Source organism: uncultured Bradyrhizobium sp. (assembly GCF_947648125.1).
In the GTDB taxonomy this organism is placed as follows: Bacteria; Pseudomonadota; Alphaproteobacteria; order Rhizobiales; family Xanthobacteraceae; genus Bradyrhizobium.
In genome coordinates this window covers 69552-84307 of the sequence record NZ_CANSMR010000009.1, presented here as the reverse complement: position 1 = coordinate 84307, position 14756 = coordinate 69552, and the positions used below count along the sequence as shown (strand labels likewise).

The following is a 14756-nucleotide window of genomic DNA, read 5'->3' as shown; positions in this document are numbered from 1 at the left end:
TTCGTCGCTTTGCTCCTCGCAATGACGGTGGATTACGGTCGCAAAATCACGCGGTCGCGCGACGAGCCGGCCACGGCAACAAACGCCGCCTTGGCCTGTTCCAGCGGATAGATCGCGCTCTGCCTGATCGGAAACGGCTTCAGATGTCCGCTGGCAAAGCCCGGCGCGAGCTCGCGCAGCACCTCGCCGGTCGCAACCGACGACAGCGCGAGCGTGTCGATGCCGACATAGGTGTGCTGGCCGCGATAGAATTCGAGGATGTTGAACTGCACGATGCGGTCGACCGCCGCGATCAGGATCTGCCGGCCGCGCAGCGCCAGTGATTTGTGCGCGGCCTGAAAATACGGATCGCCGACCGTGTTGTAGACGATGTCGGCGCCCTTGCCGCCGGTCAGCTCGCGCACCCGCGCGGCGACATCGGTTGTGGAGGCATCGATCACCTCGACCGGCGAATTGCTGTGGCCCTCATAGGGCTCGCTCTTGCGCACCACGCCGATCACGCGCGCGCCGTGCCAGCTTGCGATCTGCACGGCGGCCTGGCCGACCTTACCGTTGACGCCCATCACCAGCACGGTCTCGCCCGCCTTCGGCACGCCGGCCCGGCGCAGGCCTTCCATCGCGGTGACAAAGGGCACGCCGATCCCGGCGGCTTCTTGCCAGGAGACGCTGGCAGGCTTGTCCACCACGGCATCGGCCTCGACCACCAGATGGGTGGCATGGGTGCCGTCGCGGCGGATGCCGAGGTCGCCGGACGAGCCGAACACCTCGCGTCCGACCAAGCCCGATGGACCGTCGATCACGACGCCGGCGTAGTCGCGGCCCGAGGTGCGCGGGAAGACGGCATAAGGCATCAGCCCGGTCGCGGCCTTGACGTCAGACGGATTGACCGCCGCCGCCTTCACCTCGATCAGGACGTCGTTATCCCCCCGCAACAGCGCATGCGTCTCGACAACAGGCGCGACCGCCGCCGCATTCTCCGCCTTCGTCCGCAGGCGGACGCAACGGGCATCGACAGGTTGACGATTTGCTGGCGGGGCCGGCGGCATGGGCAGTCCAGTCTTGGTCATGAAGCGCGCCGCAAGGCGCGCGGATCGCGGCCGCTGGGCGGCCTCATGCCATGACTAATCGACTGACCGATCAATTCAAGGGGCTTGTTGCGGGAGACCTAGAGCCCCGTTCCGATCGAATCGGAACGGGGCTCTAGATTCGTGTTTCGACGCGTTTTCTTCACGCGAACCGGTAGCCACTTCGCTCGAAAACGCTCTGGTCAGAGCTTCGGCGGTGGTGCCGTGCCCAGGATCGCTTCGATCGACAGGCCGAGCCCAAGCAACCTGGCATCGCCGCCGACCAGGCCATCGAGCTCGAGCCCAACCGGCAGGCCATCAGGCGTCATGCCGGCATAGAGCGACAGCCCGGGAAGGCCGGCATTGCTGCCGGGATCGGTGTTGCGGATCATGGTGCCGAAGGTCGACACCGGCTCGCCGCCATTGACCGACATCTCGCTGGACCCGGTCTTCTCGTTGATCACAGGCGCAGGCGCGATCGTGGTCGGAAACAGGATGGCATCCAGTTTGTTGTCCCTGAGATAGGCGGCATAGATCGCCTGCAGCGCCGGCCGCTGCACCTTGATCGCATCGTCATAGGCGGCACCGAAGGCGTCCGCGGTGATGGCACCGAACGCGCCGACCACGTCGGGACTGGCGACGGCGGCTGCGATGTCGGACAGCGTGATCCCTTCAATCCCGGAGGCGGCGAGCCAGGCCGGGATGTCGGCGATCGGTTCATGCAACGCGAGCACGAACGACACCTTGTCGTTCTGCTCGAACAGGTCAGGCATATCGACATCGACCAGCACCGCGCCAGCCGCCGTGAGCCGTGCGCGGGCCGCGCGAGCAACCGTCTCGACATCGCGGTCGAGGCCGCTCCAGAAACAGGCGGGAACGCCGAGACGCACGCCGCGTAGTGGAACGGCTGCGGCCGGCGGCGTGCCGGTGATCACGGCATCGAGCAGCGCGACATCGGCGACCGTGCGTCCCATCGGGCCGACGGTGTCGCGGGTATGGCTGATCGGAACCACCTGGTTGTCGTCGTGATAGCGCCGCTCGGCGCCGCCATTGCCGACCGAAGGCCTGAGCCCCACGGTCCCGGTCAGCGCCGCGGGCACGCGGGTCGAGCCGCCGGTGTCCGATCCAAGGCCGCAGGTGGCGATCCGTGCTGCGATCGCCGCCGACGTTCCGCCGGACGACCCGCCCGGGATCCGGGTCGTGTCGTATGGATTCCGCACCGGTCCCGCGAACGGCGCCAGATTGGTGCTGGTGATGCCGAAGGCGAGCTCGTGCAGATTGGTCTTGCCGATGACAACGGCACCCGCATCGAGCAGCTTTTGCAGCGACGGCGCATTGCGCGCGGGCCGCGCGTGTTGCAGCGCCGGCGTGCCGCCGGATGTCGGCAGATCTGATGTGTTGATGTTGTCCTTTACGACGATGGGAAGCCCCGCCAGCACGCCGGTGCGTTTCCCGGTATCGACCTCGCGCGCCGCCGCCAGCGCGCCGTCGCGGTTCAGCACGATGAAGGCGTTGAGGTGCTTGAGCCGCTCCGCACGATCGAGTGCCGCCTCGACGACGCTGACCGCCGTCAGCTTCCCGTCGCGGATATCAGCCACGATCTCCGCGGCGGTTGCTTCATTGGTATCGGCCATGGAAACCCGCGCCCTCTTGCATTGCGGGCGAGAGGCTATTCTTTCGGGCGCTTGTCGTAAACACGTTTCGCCTTGCCGAGCGAACGCTCCAGCGTCTCGGGCGCGACGACGCGGACGCGGGTGGAGATGCCGATCGTGTTCTTGATGAACGCGGAGACCTTTTCGGCGTGCGCGGTCAGTCCTTCGCCGTCCCAGCTCTCGGGCCGGGCTTCGGCGAGTACCGTCATCTCGTCCATGCGGCCCTCGCGGGTCAGCTCGATGACGAAATGGCCGCCGCACCAGTCGGTCGCCAGCAGCGCCTCCTCGATCTGGGTCGGGAATACGTTGACGCCGCGCAGGATGATCATGTCGTCGGAGCGGCCGGTCACCTTCTCCATCCGCCGCATGCCGGGCCGCGCCGTGCCGGGCAACAGCCGCGTCAGGTCGCGGGTGCGGTAGCGGATGATCGGAAAACCTTCCTTGGTCAGCGAGGTGAACACCAGCTCGCCCTTCTCGCCGTCGCCGAGCACCTTGCCCGTCAGGGGATCGATCACCTCCGGGTAGAAGTGATCCTCCCAGATGTGCAGGCCGTCCTTGGTCTCCACGCATTCCTGCGCGACGCCAGGGCCGATCACCTCCGACAGGCCATAGATGTCGGTGGCATCCATATCGAAGGCCTGCTCGATCTCGACCCGCATCGCGTTGGTCCAGGGCTCGGCGCCGAAGATGCCGAACTTCAGCGACGATTTGCGCGGGTCGAGCCCTTGCCGCTTGAACTCGTCGAGGATCGCCAGCATGTAGCTCGGCGTCACCGTGATGATGTCAGGCCGGAAGTCGTTGATGAGCTGCACCTGCCGCTCGGTCATGCCGCCGGAGATCGGGATCACCGTGCAGCCGAGCCGCTCGGCGCCGTAATGCGCGCCGAGGCCGCCGGTGAACAGGCCGTAGCCATAGGCATTGTGCATCAGCATGCCGGTGCGGCCGCCGGCGGCGCGGATCGAGCGCGCCATCACATCCGCCCAGGTATCGATATCGGCCCTGGTGTAGCCGACCACGATCGGCTTACCCGTCGTGCCGGAGGAAGCATGAACGCGCACCAATTGCTCGCGCGGCACTGCGAACATGTAGAAGGGATAGTTGTCGCGCAGATCGGTCTTCACCGTGAACGGAAACTTGGCGAGATCGGAAAGCTGCTTGAAGTCGGACGGGTGCACGCCCGCCGCGTCGAAGCTCTTCTTGTAATGCGCCACATTGTCATAGGCGCGCCTGAGAGACCAGGCGAGCCGCTTGGTCTGCAGCGCCATGATCTCGTCGCGCGAGGCGCGTTCGGCCGCATCGAGCTCGGCGTGATAGCCGCTATCCTTGACGTTGAGCTTTGCCATCACATGTCCCTCGAAATCATGGTGCCTTGATGTCCGTGTCGGGCAGCCAGGTGCCCGGTATCACCCGCGAGTGCCCGCGGAATTCGGCGATCACGCTGTCGACGGCAGTAACGCGCACGTCGTAAATTCCCGAGCGTCCGCTGCGCGAGATCTCGCGCGCGGTCGCGACCAGACGATCGCCGAGCTTACCGGGCCGGATGAACGTCACGTTGCCCTGCGCCGCCACCGCGCGATCGTTGCGGCTGTTGCAGGCAAAGGCGAAAGCAGAGTCCGCGAGCGTGAAGATGTAACCGCCATGGCAGATGCGCTGGCCATTGACCATGTGCGGCTGCACCGTCATCGCCATCACCGCCTGCCCCGGCTTGATCTCGACCAGCTCCATGCCGAGACCCTTGCTGGCGTCGTCTTCCTTCCACATCGCATCCGCGCAGGCGCGGGCGACATCCTCGGGCGATAGCGTGGCCTTGATGTTCACATCGAACTCCCTGTGCGTGGGCCCGTTTGCAGCGGGCCTCTTGGCGTTAGGTTAGTGTTGGGCGCGACACCGGGGGTGTCAACGCGCAGAAAGAATTAGACGTGGTCGTAATCGACCACGACCTTGCCGGAGCACGGCTTGGCCTGGCAGGTGAGAATGAACCCCGCCTTCAGCTCCCACGGCTCCAGCGAATAGTTCAGATCCATCGGTGCCTCGCCTTCGACCAGCTTGGCGCGGCAGGTCGAGCACATGCCGCCCTTGCAGGCGAACGGCAGGTCCATGCCGGCGCGCAGCGCGGCGTCGAGGATCGACTCGCCATCGGCCACCGGCACCTCGCGGCGCTTGCCATCGATGATCAGTCCGGCGACTGCCTTCGGCGGCGCGCCGGCGGGAACGACGATCTTTGCTCGCGGCTTGCCGCCGAACTCCGACACGAAGCGTTCGACATGAATGCGCTCCTCGGCGATGCCGATTTCGCGGCAGGTCGCCTCGATGGTCTCGCTCATTGCGGCAGGGCCGCAGACGAAGACGTGATCGACCGTCGCGGCCGGCACCAGTGAGCGCAGCAGCACCCGCACCTTCTCGCCATCGAGCCGGCCGTGCAGGATCGGGATGTCCTGCTCCTCGCCCGAGATGACGTGGAACACCGACAGCCGCTGCATGAAGCGGTCCTTCAGCTCCTCCAGCGCCTCGCGGAACATGACGCCTTCGGTCGAGCGGTTGCCGTAGAACAGGAAGAAGCGGCTGCCCGGCTCGCGCGCCAGCACGCCCTTGATGATCGAGAGGATCGGCGTGATGCCGCTGCCGGCGGCGAAGCCGACATAGGTCCGCGCCTCGCCGGGCGCATGCGCCACGCCAAAACGGCCGGTCGGCGTCATCACGTCGAGCTCGTCGCCGGCCTTCAGCTCGTCGGCGGCCCAGTTCGAGAAGGCGCCGCCATCGACCTTCTTCACCGCGATGCGCAATTCGCCATCGTCGGGGCCGGAGCAGATCGAATAGGAGCGGCGGACCTCTTCGCCATCCATCGTGGTGCGCAGCGTCAGATACTGGCCGGGCGTGAAACGATAGTCGTCTTGCAGATCGTCGGGGATCGCAAAGGTCATGGAGATGGCGTCCGACGCCTCGCGGCGCAGATCGCTGACGGACAGACGGTGGAATCGTGGGGTCGACATGGTCAATGACACTTGAAGTAGTCGAAGGGTTCACGGCAGCTCTTGCAACGCCACAGCGCCTTGCAGGAGGTCGAGCCGAATTCGGACAGCAGTTCGGTGTCGCCTGATCCGCATTGCGGGCACGCGACCTGTTGCTCGCCGAACAGCGCGCGGCGCGAGGAGCCCGGCAGCGGCGGCGCGATACCGTACTCTTTGAGCTTGCGGCGGCCGTCCTCGCTCATCCAGTCCGTGGTCCAGGCCGGCGACAGCACGGTGCGGACCTTGGGCCGGTGAATGCCCTCGCGCTCCAGCGCCAGCTCGATCTCGAGCGCGATCATGTTCATCGCGGGACAGCCGGAATAGGTCGGCGTGATCGCGACCTCGACATGGCCGTCGTGGACCGCGACATCGCGCAGCACGCCGAGGTCGGCGATGGTCAGCACCGGGATTTCGGGATCGACCACCTGCGCGGCGGCGCTCCAGGCGCGCCGACGCAGATCGGCATCGCTGAGTGCAACCGTCACCATGTTGCCCCCGGAAAGGTCCGCTGCAGCGACTGCAATTCGCTGAGGAGATGGCCGAGATGCTCGCTATGGCTGCCGGTGCGGCCGCCCTGCTGCATCCAATCGCTCTTCGGCAATGCCAGCGTCGCCTCGTTGACGATGCCGGTGACCGTCTTCAGCCAGCGCGGCTTCAGCGTCGCAGGATCGATCGCGATGCCGGCATCGATCAGGCCGCGCTCGCCGTCGTCGACCGCAAACATCTCGCCGGTAAAGGCCCAGAGATCGTCGATCGCGTCCTGCGCGCGGCGGTGGCTCTCCTCGGTGCCGTCGCCGAGCCGGACGATCCATTCCGACGAATGCCTGACATGATAGGCGCTCTCCTTCTCCGACTTCGCCGCGATCGCAGCAAACGTCGGATCGGTGGATGCCATCATCGCGCGCCAGTAGAGATCGGCGAACACCGCGTAGAAGAACTGCCGCACCATGGTGCGGGCGAAATCGCCGTTCGGCTGCTCGACCAGCAGCAGATTACGGTACTGCCTGACGTCGCGCAGATAGGCGAGCTTGTCTTCGTCGTTGCCGCGGCCCTCGACCTTGGCCGCGTAGCTGTAGAGCTCGCGGGCCTGGCCGAGCAGGTCGAGACCCATATTGGCGAGCGCCATGTCCTCTTCCATCGCCGGCGCATGGCCGCACCATTCGGACAGCCGATGGCCGAGGATCAGCGCATCGTCGGCGCGGCGCAGTGCGTAGAGCACCAGCGGCGTTTCGGAAACTTCGATGTTGGCGGTTGCCATGTTCTCTATTCCACCTGCATCCACTTGCTCGACGTCATCCTGAGGAGCCTGCACAGCAGGCGTCTCGAAGGATGGCCGCGGTTACGATCGGGGCGTCATGGTCCGAGAGAGCGCTACACGCCTCCTCGCCATGACGGGTGAAATTCACATATGCCCGACTTCGTCGGGGACGTCGTAGAAGGTCGGGTGGCGGTAGATCTTCGATTCCGCCGGCTCGAACATCATGCCCTTCTCGGACGGATCGGACGCGGTGATCGCATTCGAGGGCACCACCCAGATCGACAGCCCTTCGCCGCGGCGGGTGTAGATGTCGCGCGCGGCCTGCAGGGCGAGCGTCGAGTCCGCCGCATGCAGCGAGCCGACATGCTTGTGCGCAAGGCCGTTGCGGCTGCGGATGAAGACTTCCCAGAGCGGAACGTTCGGCGTGGCCATCTCTAGCGCTCCCTTATTCTGCGGCTTGCGCGAGCTGGCGGCTCTTGCGCTTCTCGGCATAGGCCATCGCGGCCTCGCGCACCCAGGCGCCTTCCTCATGCGCCTTGCGGCGCGCGGCGAGGCGATCGCGGTTGCAGGGGCCGTTGCCGGCAAGCACCTGCTTGAACTCGTCCCAGTCGATCGGGCTGTGCACCCAATTGCCGTTCTCGTTCTGCTTCATGCCGGGATCCGGAATCGTCAGCCCGAGGAACTCGGCCTGCGGCACGGTGGCGTCGATGAATTTCTGGCGCAGCTCGTCGTTGGAGAAGCGCTTGATCTTCCACTTGGTCGAGGTGTCGCTGTGCTGGCTGACCTGGTCCGGCGGGCCGAACATCATCAGCACCGGCCACCACCAGCGATCGAGCGCGTTCTGCGCCATCGCCTTCTGCTCCGCGGTGCCACGGCACAGCGTCACCATGATCTCGAAACCCTGACGCTGGTGGAACGACTCTTCCTTGCAGACGCGGATCATCGCGCGCGCATAGGGGCCGTAGGAGCAGCGGCACAGCGGGATCTGGTTCATGATCGCCGCACCGTCGACCAGCCAGCCGATGGTGCCGATGTCGGCCCAGGTCAGGGTCGGGTAGTTGAAGATCGAGGAGTATTTCGCCTTGCCGGAGAGCATGCCGTCGACCAGCTCCTCGCGCGAGGTGCCGAGCGTCTCGGCGGCGGCATAGAGATAGAGCCCGTGGCCGCATTCATCCTGCACCTTGGCGAGCAGTGCGGCCTTGCGGCGCAGCGACGGCGCTCGGGTGATCCAGTTGCCCTCGGGGAGCATGCCGACGATTTCGGAATGGGCGTGCTGGGAAATCTGCCGGGTCAGCGTCTTGCGGTAGGCCGCCGGCATCCAGTCGTTCGGCTCGATGCGCTCATCGGCATCGATGCGGGCCTGGAACTGACTGGCACGGGCGACATCCTCGACGCCGCGATCGTCGCCGTCGGATGAGTTGAGCGCCTGCGTGTACATGGCCGACCTCCCAATGTGTTGTTGGAAGAAATATATAACACAAATCTCAGAATGCAAGAAGTTTTTGTAATATGTTCAGACGCCGTCGAAACGGCGCGCCACGGCCCCGTTGGGCTTCGGCAGCGGCCCGTCCTCATTGGTTGCATGGTCGTCAAGCCATTGTTCCGACGGCGGAAGCAGCCCGCGATAGATCTCGCCGCAGAGTTTCCGCGCCGCCCTGCCCGGCCAATCCTTCGGCAGCAGCTGATACGGCAGCAGCGGATCGCGCAGCACGACCCGGCGGTAGTGATGGATCAGCAGGATGCGGGCGGTGAAGGCGTCGGCATCGCTCAGCTTCTCGCCTCTGACGATCCAGCCGTGGAGCGGCTCGAACGTCTTCATGAATTTCAGATAGGCGTCCGCGGTGCGGTCGAGCGGCCAGCTCTCGCTGAGCAGCCGGCGCCCGCTGTCATCCTCCGCCGAGACCTCGAGCCGGATCGCACGCGACGCTTCATCGGGGATCGGCGCGCCCGACGGCGCGACCCACACGCCGGGCAGCGGGCTGCCGAAGCCGGCATTCTTCAACGCCTCGCGCGCGGCATCGCGGTCCTCGGCATTGCCGATCAGCAGCAGCTCGAAGCGGCCGGTCCAGTCCGACGGCGGCGGATCGTAGATGTGCCTGGTTGCGGTGTCGAAGGTCTGCCGCCCCTTCGCATTCAAGCGATAAAAACTGTTGCGGCCGACCTTGCTGCGCTCGAGCCAGCCGTCGGCGGCAAGCCGCGACATCGCGGTGCGCACCACATTGCCGTCGATGTCGAGCGACTTGAAGAATTCGAGCAGCGTGCCGAGCCACACCGAGCCGCCGCGCGGCACGATGGAATCGCCGAACACGGTGATGATGATCGAGCCCGTGCGTGACGGCTCGCGCTTCAGCTGATCGACGATGCGGGCAAGCGGCTGTGGCATGCTCAACGCATAGCGCGTTTTGTCGATTCACGACAATGCAGCCGCGCCAGCTTCTGCCTCGCCCCACAAGCGGGAAGAGGCAAGAAAGAAGCGTCAGCGGTTGGGATCCGGATAGACGAGGCTGCGCCAGCCGCTGCGATCGAACGGCGCCCACTCGCCGTCCTTCTGCGCGAGGCGATCGGCGACCGCGTAGACCACGGCCGGATGATGGCCCATGCCGCAATGGCTGCTCTCGACCTCGATGCTGTCGGTCATCGACGAGGCCTGCTCGCGGCAGCCCTGCCAGGCGCAGACGCCATCAGTGCGGCTGAAGATCGCGGTGGTCGGCACCGGCGGCGCGCTGGCGAGCGCGCCACCGAAACGGGAATCCTCTTCGTCGGCACGGCGCCCGCTGGCCATCTCGTAGACCCGCCAGGCGTTGGTCGACTTCGGGCCCGCGGCAAACGGGCTGCCGAGGGTGATCACCTGGCGCACGCGGTCAGGCATCATCTTGGCGAGCTGGCGCGCATAGAGGCCGCCGAGGCTCCAGCCGACCACCGAGACCTTGCGGCCGCTGGTCTCATTCATCTCCTGCAGCAGATCGACCATCCCGTCCTGCACGCCGGCGCGAAGCCCGAGGTTGCGGCCCTGGCGCCAGCCGCTGACGGCGTAGCCCTTGCTCTTGAGGAAGTCGCGCAGCGGGCGCGTGGACATATCGGAGGCAATCAGCCCGGGCAGCACCAGCACTGGATGCCCATCGCCGCGCGGCGCGAGGCTCAGCAGCGGCAATGCGCCAAGAAAGGCACCGAGCTCGTGAATGGCGCGGCCTTCCAGGAACATCAGCGTCCTGGACGGCGGGCGAAGCGTCTGCGCAGCAACGGACATTTCAACTCCTCTTCCGGCACGACGTTTCGGCGGCCGGCAATGGGATCAACAGGATGGGTCAACAGGATTGACGCAAACCCGGCGGAATCGTTCCGCAACGCAACAATCAACCTTGAAAAGCTAGGGAACCGGTCACTTTGGTGCAAGCGGCCCAGGTCACACTTGCCACAACTAAAGTGACCTCCGTGCCCAATCGGTCACAGCAGCCGCAGCACATATTCCAGCGTGTAGAGCGCCAAGCCGGCAAGCCCGCCGATCAGCGAGCCGTTGAAGCGGATGTATTGCAGATCCTTGCCGACATTGACCTCGATTAGCGAGATCAATTGCTCCATGTCCCAGCTCTTCATCTGGTCGGCGATGAAGGTCGAGACACCGCTCTTCTGTTCGGCAACGACCGAGCGCAGGATCGCGACCAGGCCCTGATTGATTTCGGCGCGCAGCTCGGCGTCGCCGTCGAGCGCGTCGCCGGCCTCGACGAACATTCTCGCCAGCTGATGCTGCAGCACCTGCGACTCGCCCGAGGCGCTGCGTTCGATGAAATCCTTGACGTTGGCCCAGATGGTGCGCCCGAGATTGGCGAGCTCCGGCCGCGCCATCAGATCGCGCTTGAGACCGTCGATGCGATCGGCGAATGCCTTGTCGCTGCCGAGCCGGTCGACGAACGACAGCAGCATGCGGTCGAACTCGCCGCGGAACGGATGCTGCGGATCGTTGCGCACTTCCTCGAAGAATTTCGTCGCCGAGGCGATGATCCGGTTCACCACGAACTTGTCGGCGCGATAGAGCCTCAAGAGCGTCGGCATCTCCGCGCGGACCTTGTCGCGGATCACGGCCATGGTCTCCTGCTGCGTCAGCGTCTGGTGCAGCACGCGCAGGATGTCGTCGAGCAGGCCGCCATGCTTGCCCTCCTGCACGAAGCCGCGCAGCGCGCCGGCCGCAAGCGGCGCGAGATCGATCGAAAGTACCTGCGTCGTGACGCGGCGGCTGATGAACTGCATCAGGCCCGAGCTCTCGGTCGCGGCAAATGCTTCGGGCAGCATCCGCAGCACGAAGCGGGCGAGATCTTCGGAACGCTTGCGGTCGCGCAGCCAGTCGGCGATGAAGCTGCCGAAATCGATCTCGCGCAGCTTAGCCTCGACCGGCCCGGCTTCCAGGAAATTGTTCTCGATGAATTCGCCGAGCTTCTCGGCGATGCGCTCCTGGTTGCTCTGGATGATCGCGGTGTGCGGAATCGGCAGCCCCAGCGGCCGCTTGAACAGGGCGACGACGGCATACCAGTCGGCGAGCCCGCCGATGGTCGCGGCCTCGGCAAATGCCGCGATGAAGCCGAACACGGGATGCACCGGCAGCAGCGCCTTCGATGCGATGAAGATGACGAGGGTTGCCGCCAGCACGCCGGTCGCCAGCCACTTCACGCGCCGCAGCTCGGCCGCGCGTTCGGCATCGACGGGCGTTGCGATGAGGGCGGCGGGAAGGGTCATGGGGGACCTTCGATTGAACGAACGACCCTCATCCTCAGGGAGCGCGAAGCGCATCTCGAAGGATGGGGCCCGCATGGTGGCCTCATGGTTCGAGACGGCGCAAGAGCGCCTCCTCACCATGTGGTGATGTATGGGAGTGCGCCCAAAAAAGAAGGCCCGCAAACTGGCGGGCCTTCGAAAAGGGCAGTTGGTCAGCGCAAGCGCGATCAGGCGGTCTTGCTGTAGACCTTCGAGAAGTTGTCCTGCGCGGTCTTCGCACCGTCAGCGACGAGCTTGCCGAGATACTCGGTGGTGGCCTTCGCCCGCGAGACGAACAGTTCGCCGCGCGCACGGACCAGGTCCGACTGGATCTGGGCAGCTTCGCTCAGCGACTTGGCGGAAGCGAGCTTGTCGATGCCGGCGAAGAACGCCTCGGCGTCCTGGTAGATCGCCTGCTGGATGTTGCGGCTGATCTTGGCGGCTTCGGTCACCGAACCGGCAACTGCGGTCTCGATCACGTTGGTCACCTTCTCGGAGCCGGCATACGCATCGGCGGCGCGGGTCTTGGCGGCCTCGGCCTGCTTCTTCACGAACTCACGGGCGGCTTCCGGAACTTCCAGGTTCTGGAGCTTGGTGAACGCCTCGGTGACGGGCGCGAAGGCTTCCTTGACGCTGTTCAGCACGGAATTGGTTTCGGTGGTCATTGGGGTCTCTCCATCCTCAGGTTTGAGCTATGGGCTCACCCCGTCCGGTTTGGCCCGGGGCATGGCTGTTGTGTCACAATTCATGGTGCGCCGCAACATCAATGTTGCAGCGCGATATCACGAACGTGTGAACAGGATGAATATCCGGCAGACTGCCTAACGAACCGGCGGATTACGGTTTCTAATTACCGCCAACCGCCTCGGACACCCCGTACGCCTCCATCTGCGCCCGGACTTGCGCCACGTTGTGGCCGAGCACGACGATATCGTGGGTCTTGCCCTCGACGTCGCGGACATGGTCGCGCAGCAGGGCCTCCGCCTTGAAGCCGAGGCTTTCGAACAGTGCGATCGCCGCCCGCTGGTCGACTGTCATCTGTACGGAGAACTTCTCCAGCCCGGCGCCAAGGGCAATAGCGAACGTCTCCTGCGACAGCGCCCGGCCGACGCCCTGCCCGCGCACGTCGAGCGACACCACCATCCGGATCTCGCCGACATGCGGCGACCAGGAGTGCGGATCGCGCACCAGGGTGCCGCAGCCGACCACCTTGCCGTCCTTGACCGCGAGCAGGCTCGTGATGTCGCCGCGCTCGATCTCGTTGATCCAGGCCGACAGCACCTTCGGCTGGCTGATGTTGCGCGGCAGGAACAGCAGATCATGCGTCGGCAGCTGCTGCGCGAAGGCCAGCACCGCGGCCTCGTCGGCCCGCTTCATCAGCCGGAACTCGATGTCGCCGGCCTCGGTCTTGACGTGGCGCGGATAGGAACGTTGTTCGGTCATGTCGATCTCTCTCAAGTCGACCCTTCTTAGGTCGATCTCTTGCCCAACCAGGAGTCCAGTTTCGGCCACAGCCGCTTGATTGCATTGGCGCCGGCGACCAGCGAGACGTGACCGCCTTTCAGCATCACCTCCTCCTTGTCCTCGGAACCGATCTTGGTGATGAGGTGCTTTGCCGCGTCATAGGGCACGATGTGGTCGTGCTCGGCGACCGCATGCAGGATCGGCACCTTGATGTCGGCGAGCTTGGCCGCGCGGCCGCCGACCGTCATGGTGTCGTTGTAGAGCTTGTTGTCCCACATCAGGTCCTTGGTGATGGCGCGGAAATACTCGCCGGCCAGCGGCAGCGTGTCGGTCGCCCAGCGGTCGAACATCCGGTACGACTTGACGAACTCGTCGTTCCAGATGTTGTCCCAGAGCTGGATCTGGCCGACCACGCGCGCGGCCGGCCGCAGCATGTCGAACGATTGCAGGATCAGTTCGGGCGGCATGTTGCCGGTGCTGTCGATCAGGCGGTCGACGTCGAAGTAGCGGCGATCGGCGAAATTCGAGAACAGCTTCATCTCGCGGAAATCGATCGGCGTGGTGAAGCAGATCAGGTTCTTCATCGGCCCGTCGCTGAAGATCGAGCCATAGAGCAGCGACAACACGCCGCCGAAGCAGTAGCCGATCACGGAGACGTCCTTCTCGCCGGAATCCTGCTGCACGCGGCGGACCGATTCCGGAATGAAGTCGAGGACGTAGTCCTCCATGCGCAGCGATTTTTCCTCGGGCTTCGGCGCGGTCCAGTCCAGCATGTAGACGTCGAAGCCGCGCTTGAGCAGGAATTCGATGAAGCTTTGCCCCGGCACCAGGTCGAGGATGTAGCCGCGGTTGGTGGTCGCCATCACGATCAGGACCGGCACGCGATAGACTTCGTCGGCCTGAGGCCGGTAGTGATAGAGGTTCATGGTGCCGCGCGAATACAGCACGTCCTTCGGCGTCGAGCCGAGCTCGGGGCCCGAGCTCGAGAAATACTCGACGCCCTTGATGCTGCGCTGGATCGCGCGCTGCACCTCGGACTGTACCCGTTCGGAGATCGAGGCGAAATCAAACCCGGTGGGAGCATTCATTTGCTGTCTCCCTCCGATGGCGGGCGTCTGGTGCGCGGCGGCCGTGGCGTTGCGCCGTGACCGTCGTCCGGCGCCAGTGAATTGTGATGCACCTGCTGCAGCAGCGTCTTGATCTCGTTGAGCTGGTTCTCCATCGACTGCAGACGCTCGGCCATGCCGACGAGCTGCGCGCGGCTCGGCAGGTTCATCGCCAGCAGATATTTCTCCATCAGCTCGCCGAGCTGCTTCTGCGCGCCCGCCGCGGCGCTGCCGGCCTGATTCATCACCTTCGAGAATTCAGGCGAGCTCATCAACTGGTTGCCGAAGGAGTTGAACCCCTTCTCCATCTCGCCAATCATCGTCTGCCAGATCACGGCAGGGTCGTTGCCCTTGTCGGCCATGCGGCCCTCCTCCACACCAATCTCGAGCGCTTGTCGCGCTTCCGTTTGTTTGTGCCATACGACACTGTTGCCGTTGATCGGTCAACTGCGCGGCGC

At 65.1% G+C, this 14756-nt stretch carries 16 protein-coding genes; all 16 read right to left on the bottom strand.

The window, feature by feature from the left end; translation table 11 throughout:
• Positions 1-32: 32 nt before the first annotated feature.
• Complete coding sequence (locus tag Q0030_RS18155) at positions 33-1067, bottom strand: zinc-binding alcohol dehydrogenase family protein (protein WP_298369729.1); 1035 nt, start codon at positions 1065-1067, stop codon at positions 33-35.
• 200 nt (positions 1068-1267) lie between these two features.
• Positions 1268-2698 (bottom strand): indoleacetamide hydrolase, encoded by a 1431-nt coding sequence (gene iaaH / locus Q0030_RS18150; protein WP_298369726.1) that lies wholly within the window; start codon positions 2696-2698, stop codon positions 1268-1270.
• A 35-nt stretch (positions 2699-2733) separates the two neighbouring features.
• Positions 2734-4059 carry a phenylacetate--CoA ligase PaaK gene (paaK, locus tag Q0030_RS18145; RefSeq protein WP_298369724.1) on the bottom strand — a complete coding sequence of 442 codons (1326 nt, stop codon included), beginning with the start codon at positions 4057-4059 and terminating at the stop codon, positions 2734-2736.
• 16 nt (positions 4060-4075) lie between these two features.
• Complete coding sequence (gene paaI / locus Q0030_RS18140) at positions 4076-4534, bottom strand: hydroxyphenylacetyl-CoA thioesterase PaaI (protein ID WP_298369722.1); 459 nt, start codon at positions 4532-4534, stop codon at positions 4076-4078.
• 95 nt (positions 4535-4629) lie between these two features.
• Positions 4630-5706: a 1,2-phenylacetyl-CoA epoxidase subunit PaaE gene (paaE, locus tag Q0030_RS18135; RefSeq protein WP_298369720.1), complete on the bottom strand. Its 1077-nt coding sequence runs from the start codon at positions 5704-5706 to the stop codon at positions 4630-4632.
• Between the two features lie 2 nt (positions 5707-5708).
• Positions 5709-6212, bottom strand: coding sequence for a 1,2-phenylacetyl-CoA epoxidase subunit PaaD (paaD, locus tag Q0030_RS18130; protein ID WP_298369718.1), 504 nt, complete (start codon positions 6210-6212; stop codon positions 5709-5711).
• Positions 6206-6982, bottom strand: coding sequence for a 1,2-phenylacetyl-CoA epoxidase subunit PaaC (paaC, locus tag Q0030_RS18125; protein WP_298369715.1), 777 nt, complete (start codon positions 6980-6982; stop codon positions 6206-6208). The genes paaD and paaC overlap by 7 nt, the downstream gene beginning before the upstream one ends.
• A 144-nt stretch (positions 6983-7126) precedes the next feature.
• Entirely contained in the window at positions 7127-7414 is a 288-nt protein-coding gene (gene paaB / locus Q0030_RS18120) for a 1,2-phenylacetyl-CoA epoxidase subunit PaaB (protein WP_024579339.1), read from the bottom strand.
• Positions 7415-7427: 13 nt separating this feature from the next.
• A complete protein-coding gene (gene paaA / locus Q0030_RS18115) occupies positions 7428-8420 on the bottom strand; it encodes a 1,2-phenylacetyl-CoA epoxidase subunit PaaA (protein ID WP_097670476.1) in 993 nt (330 codons plus the stop codon).
• A 75-nt stretch (positions 8421-8495) separates the two neighbouring features.
• Positions 8496-9365 carry a phenylacetic acid degradation operon negative regulatory protein PaaX gene (gene paaX / locus Q0030_RS18110; protein ID WP_298369709.1) on the bottom strand — a complete coding sequence of 290 codons (870 nt, stop codon included), beginning with the start codon at positions 9363-9365 and terminating at the stop codon, positions 8496-8498.
• A 93-nt stretch (positions 9366-9458) separates the two neighbouring features.
• Positions 9459-10229, bottom strand: coding sequence for an alpha/beta hydrolase (locus Q0030_RS18105; protein ID WP_298369706.1), 771 nt, complete (start codon positions 10227-10229; stop codon positions 9459-9461).
• A gap of 197 nt (positions 10230-10426) precedes the next feature.
• Positions 10427-11710, bottom strand: coding sequence for a DUF445 family protein (locus Q0030_RS18100; RefSeq protein WP_298369703.1), 1284 nt, complete (start codon positions 11708-11710; stop codon positions 10427-10429).
• Positions 11711-11916: 206 nt separating this feature from the next.
• Positions 11917-12393 (bottom strand): phasin, encoded by a 477-nt coding sequence (locus tag Q0030_RS18095; RefSeq protein WP_298369700.1) that lies wholly within the window; start codon positions 12391-12393, stop codon positions 11917-11919.
• A 181-nt stretch (positions 12394-12574) separates the two neighbouring features.
• Entirely contained in the window at positions 12575-13171 is a 597-nt protein-coding gene (locus tag Q0030_RS18090) for a GNAT family N-acetyltransferase (RefSeq protein ID WP_298369697.1), read from the bottom strand.
• A 26-nt stretch (positions 13172-13197) separates the two neighbouring features.
• Positions 13198-14280: an alpha/beta fold hydrolase gene (locus tag Q0030_RS18085; RefSeq protein ID WP_298369694.1), complete on the bottom strand. Its 1083-nt coding sequence runs from the start codon at positions 14278-14280 to the stop codon at positions 13198-13200.
• Positions 14277-14660, bottom strand: a complete 384-nt coding sequence (locus tag Q0030_RS18080) for a hypothetical protein (RefSeq protein ID WP_298369692.1) — start codon at positions 14658-14660, stop codon at positions 14277-14279. The genes Q0030_RS18085 and Q0030_RS18080 overlap by 4 nt, the downstream gene beginning before the upstream one ends.
• Between the last annotated feature and the right edge of the window lie 96 nt (positions 14661-14756).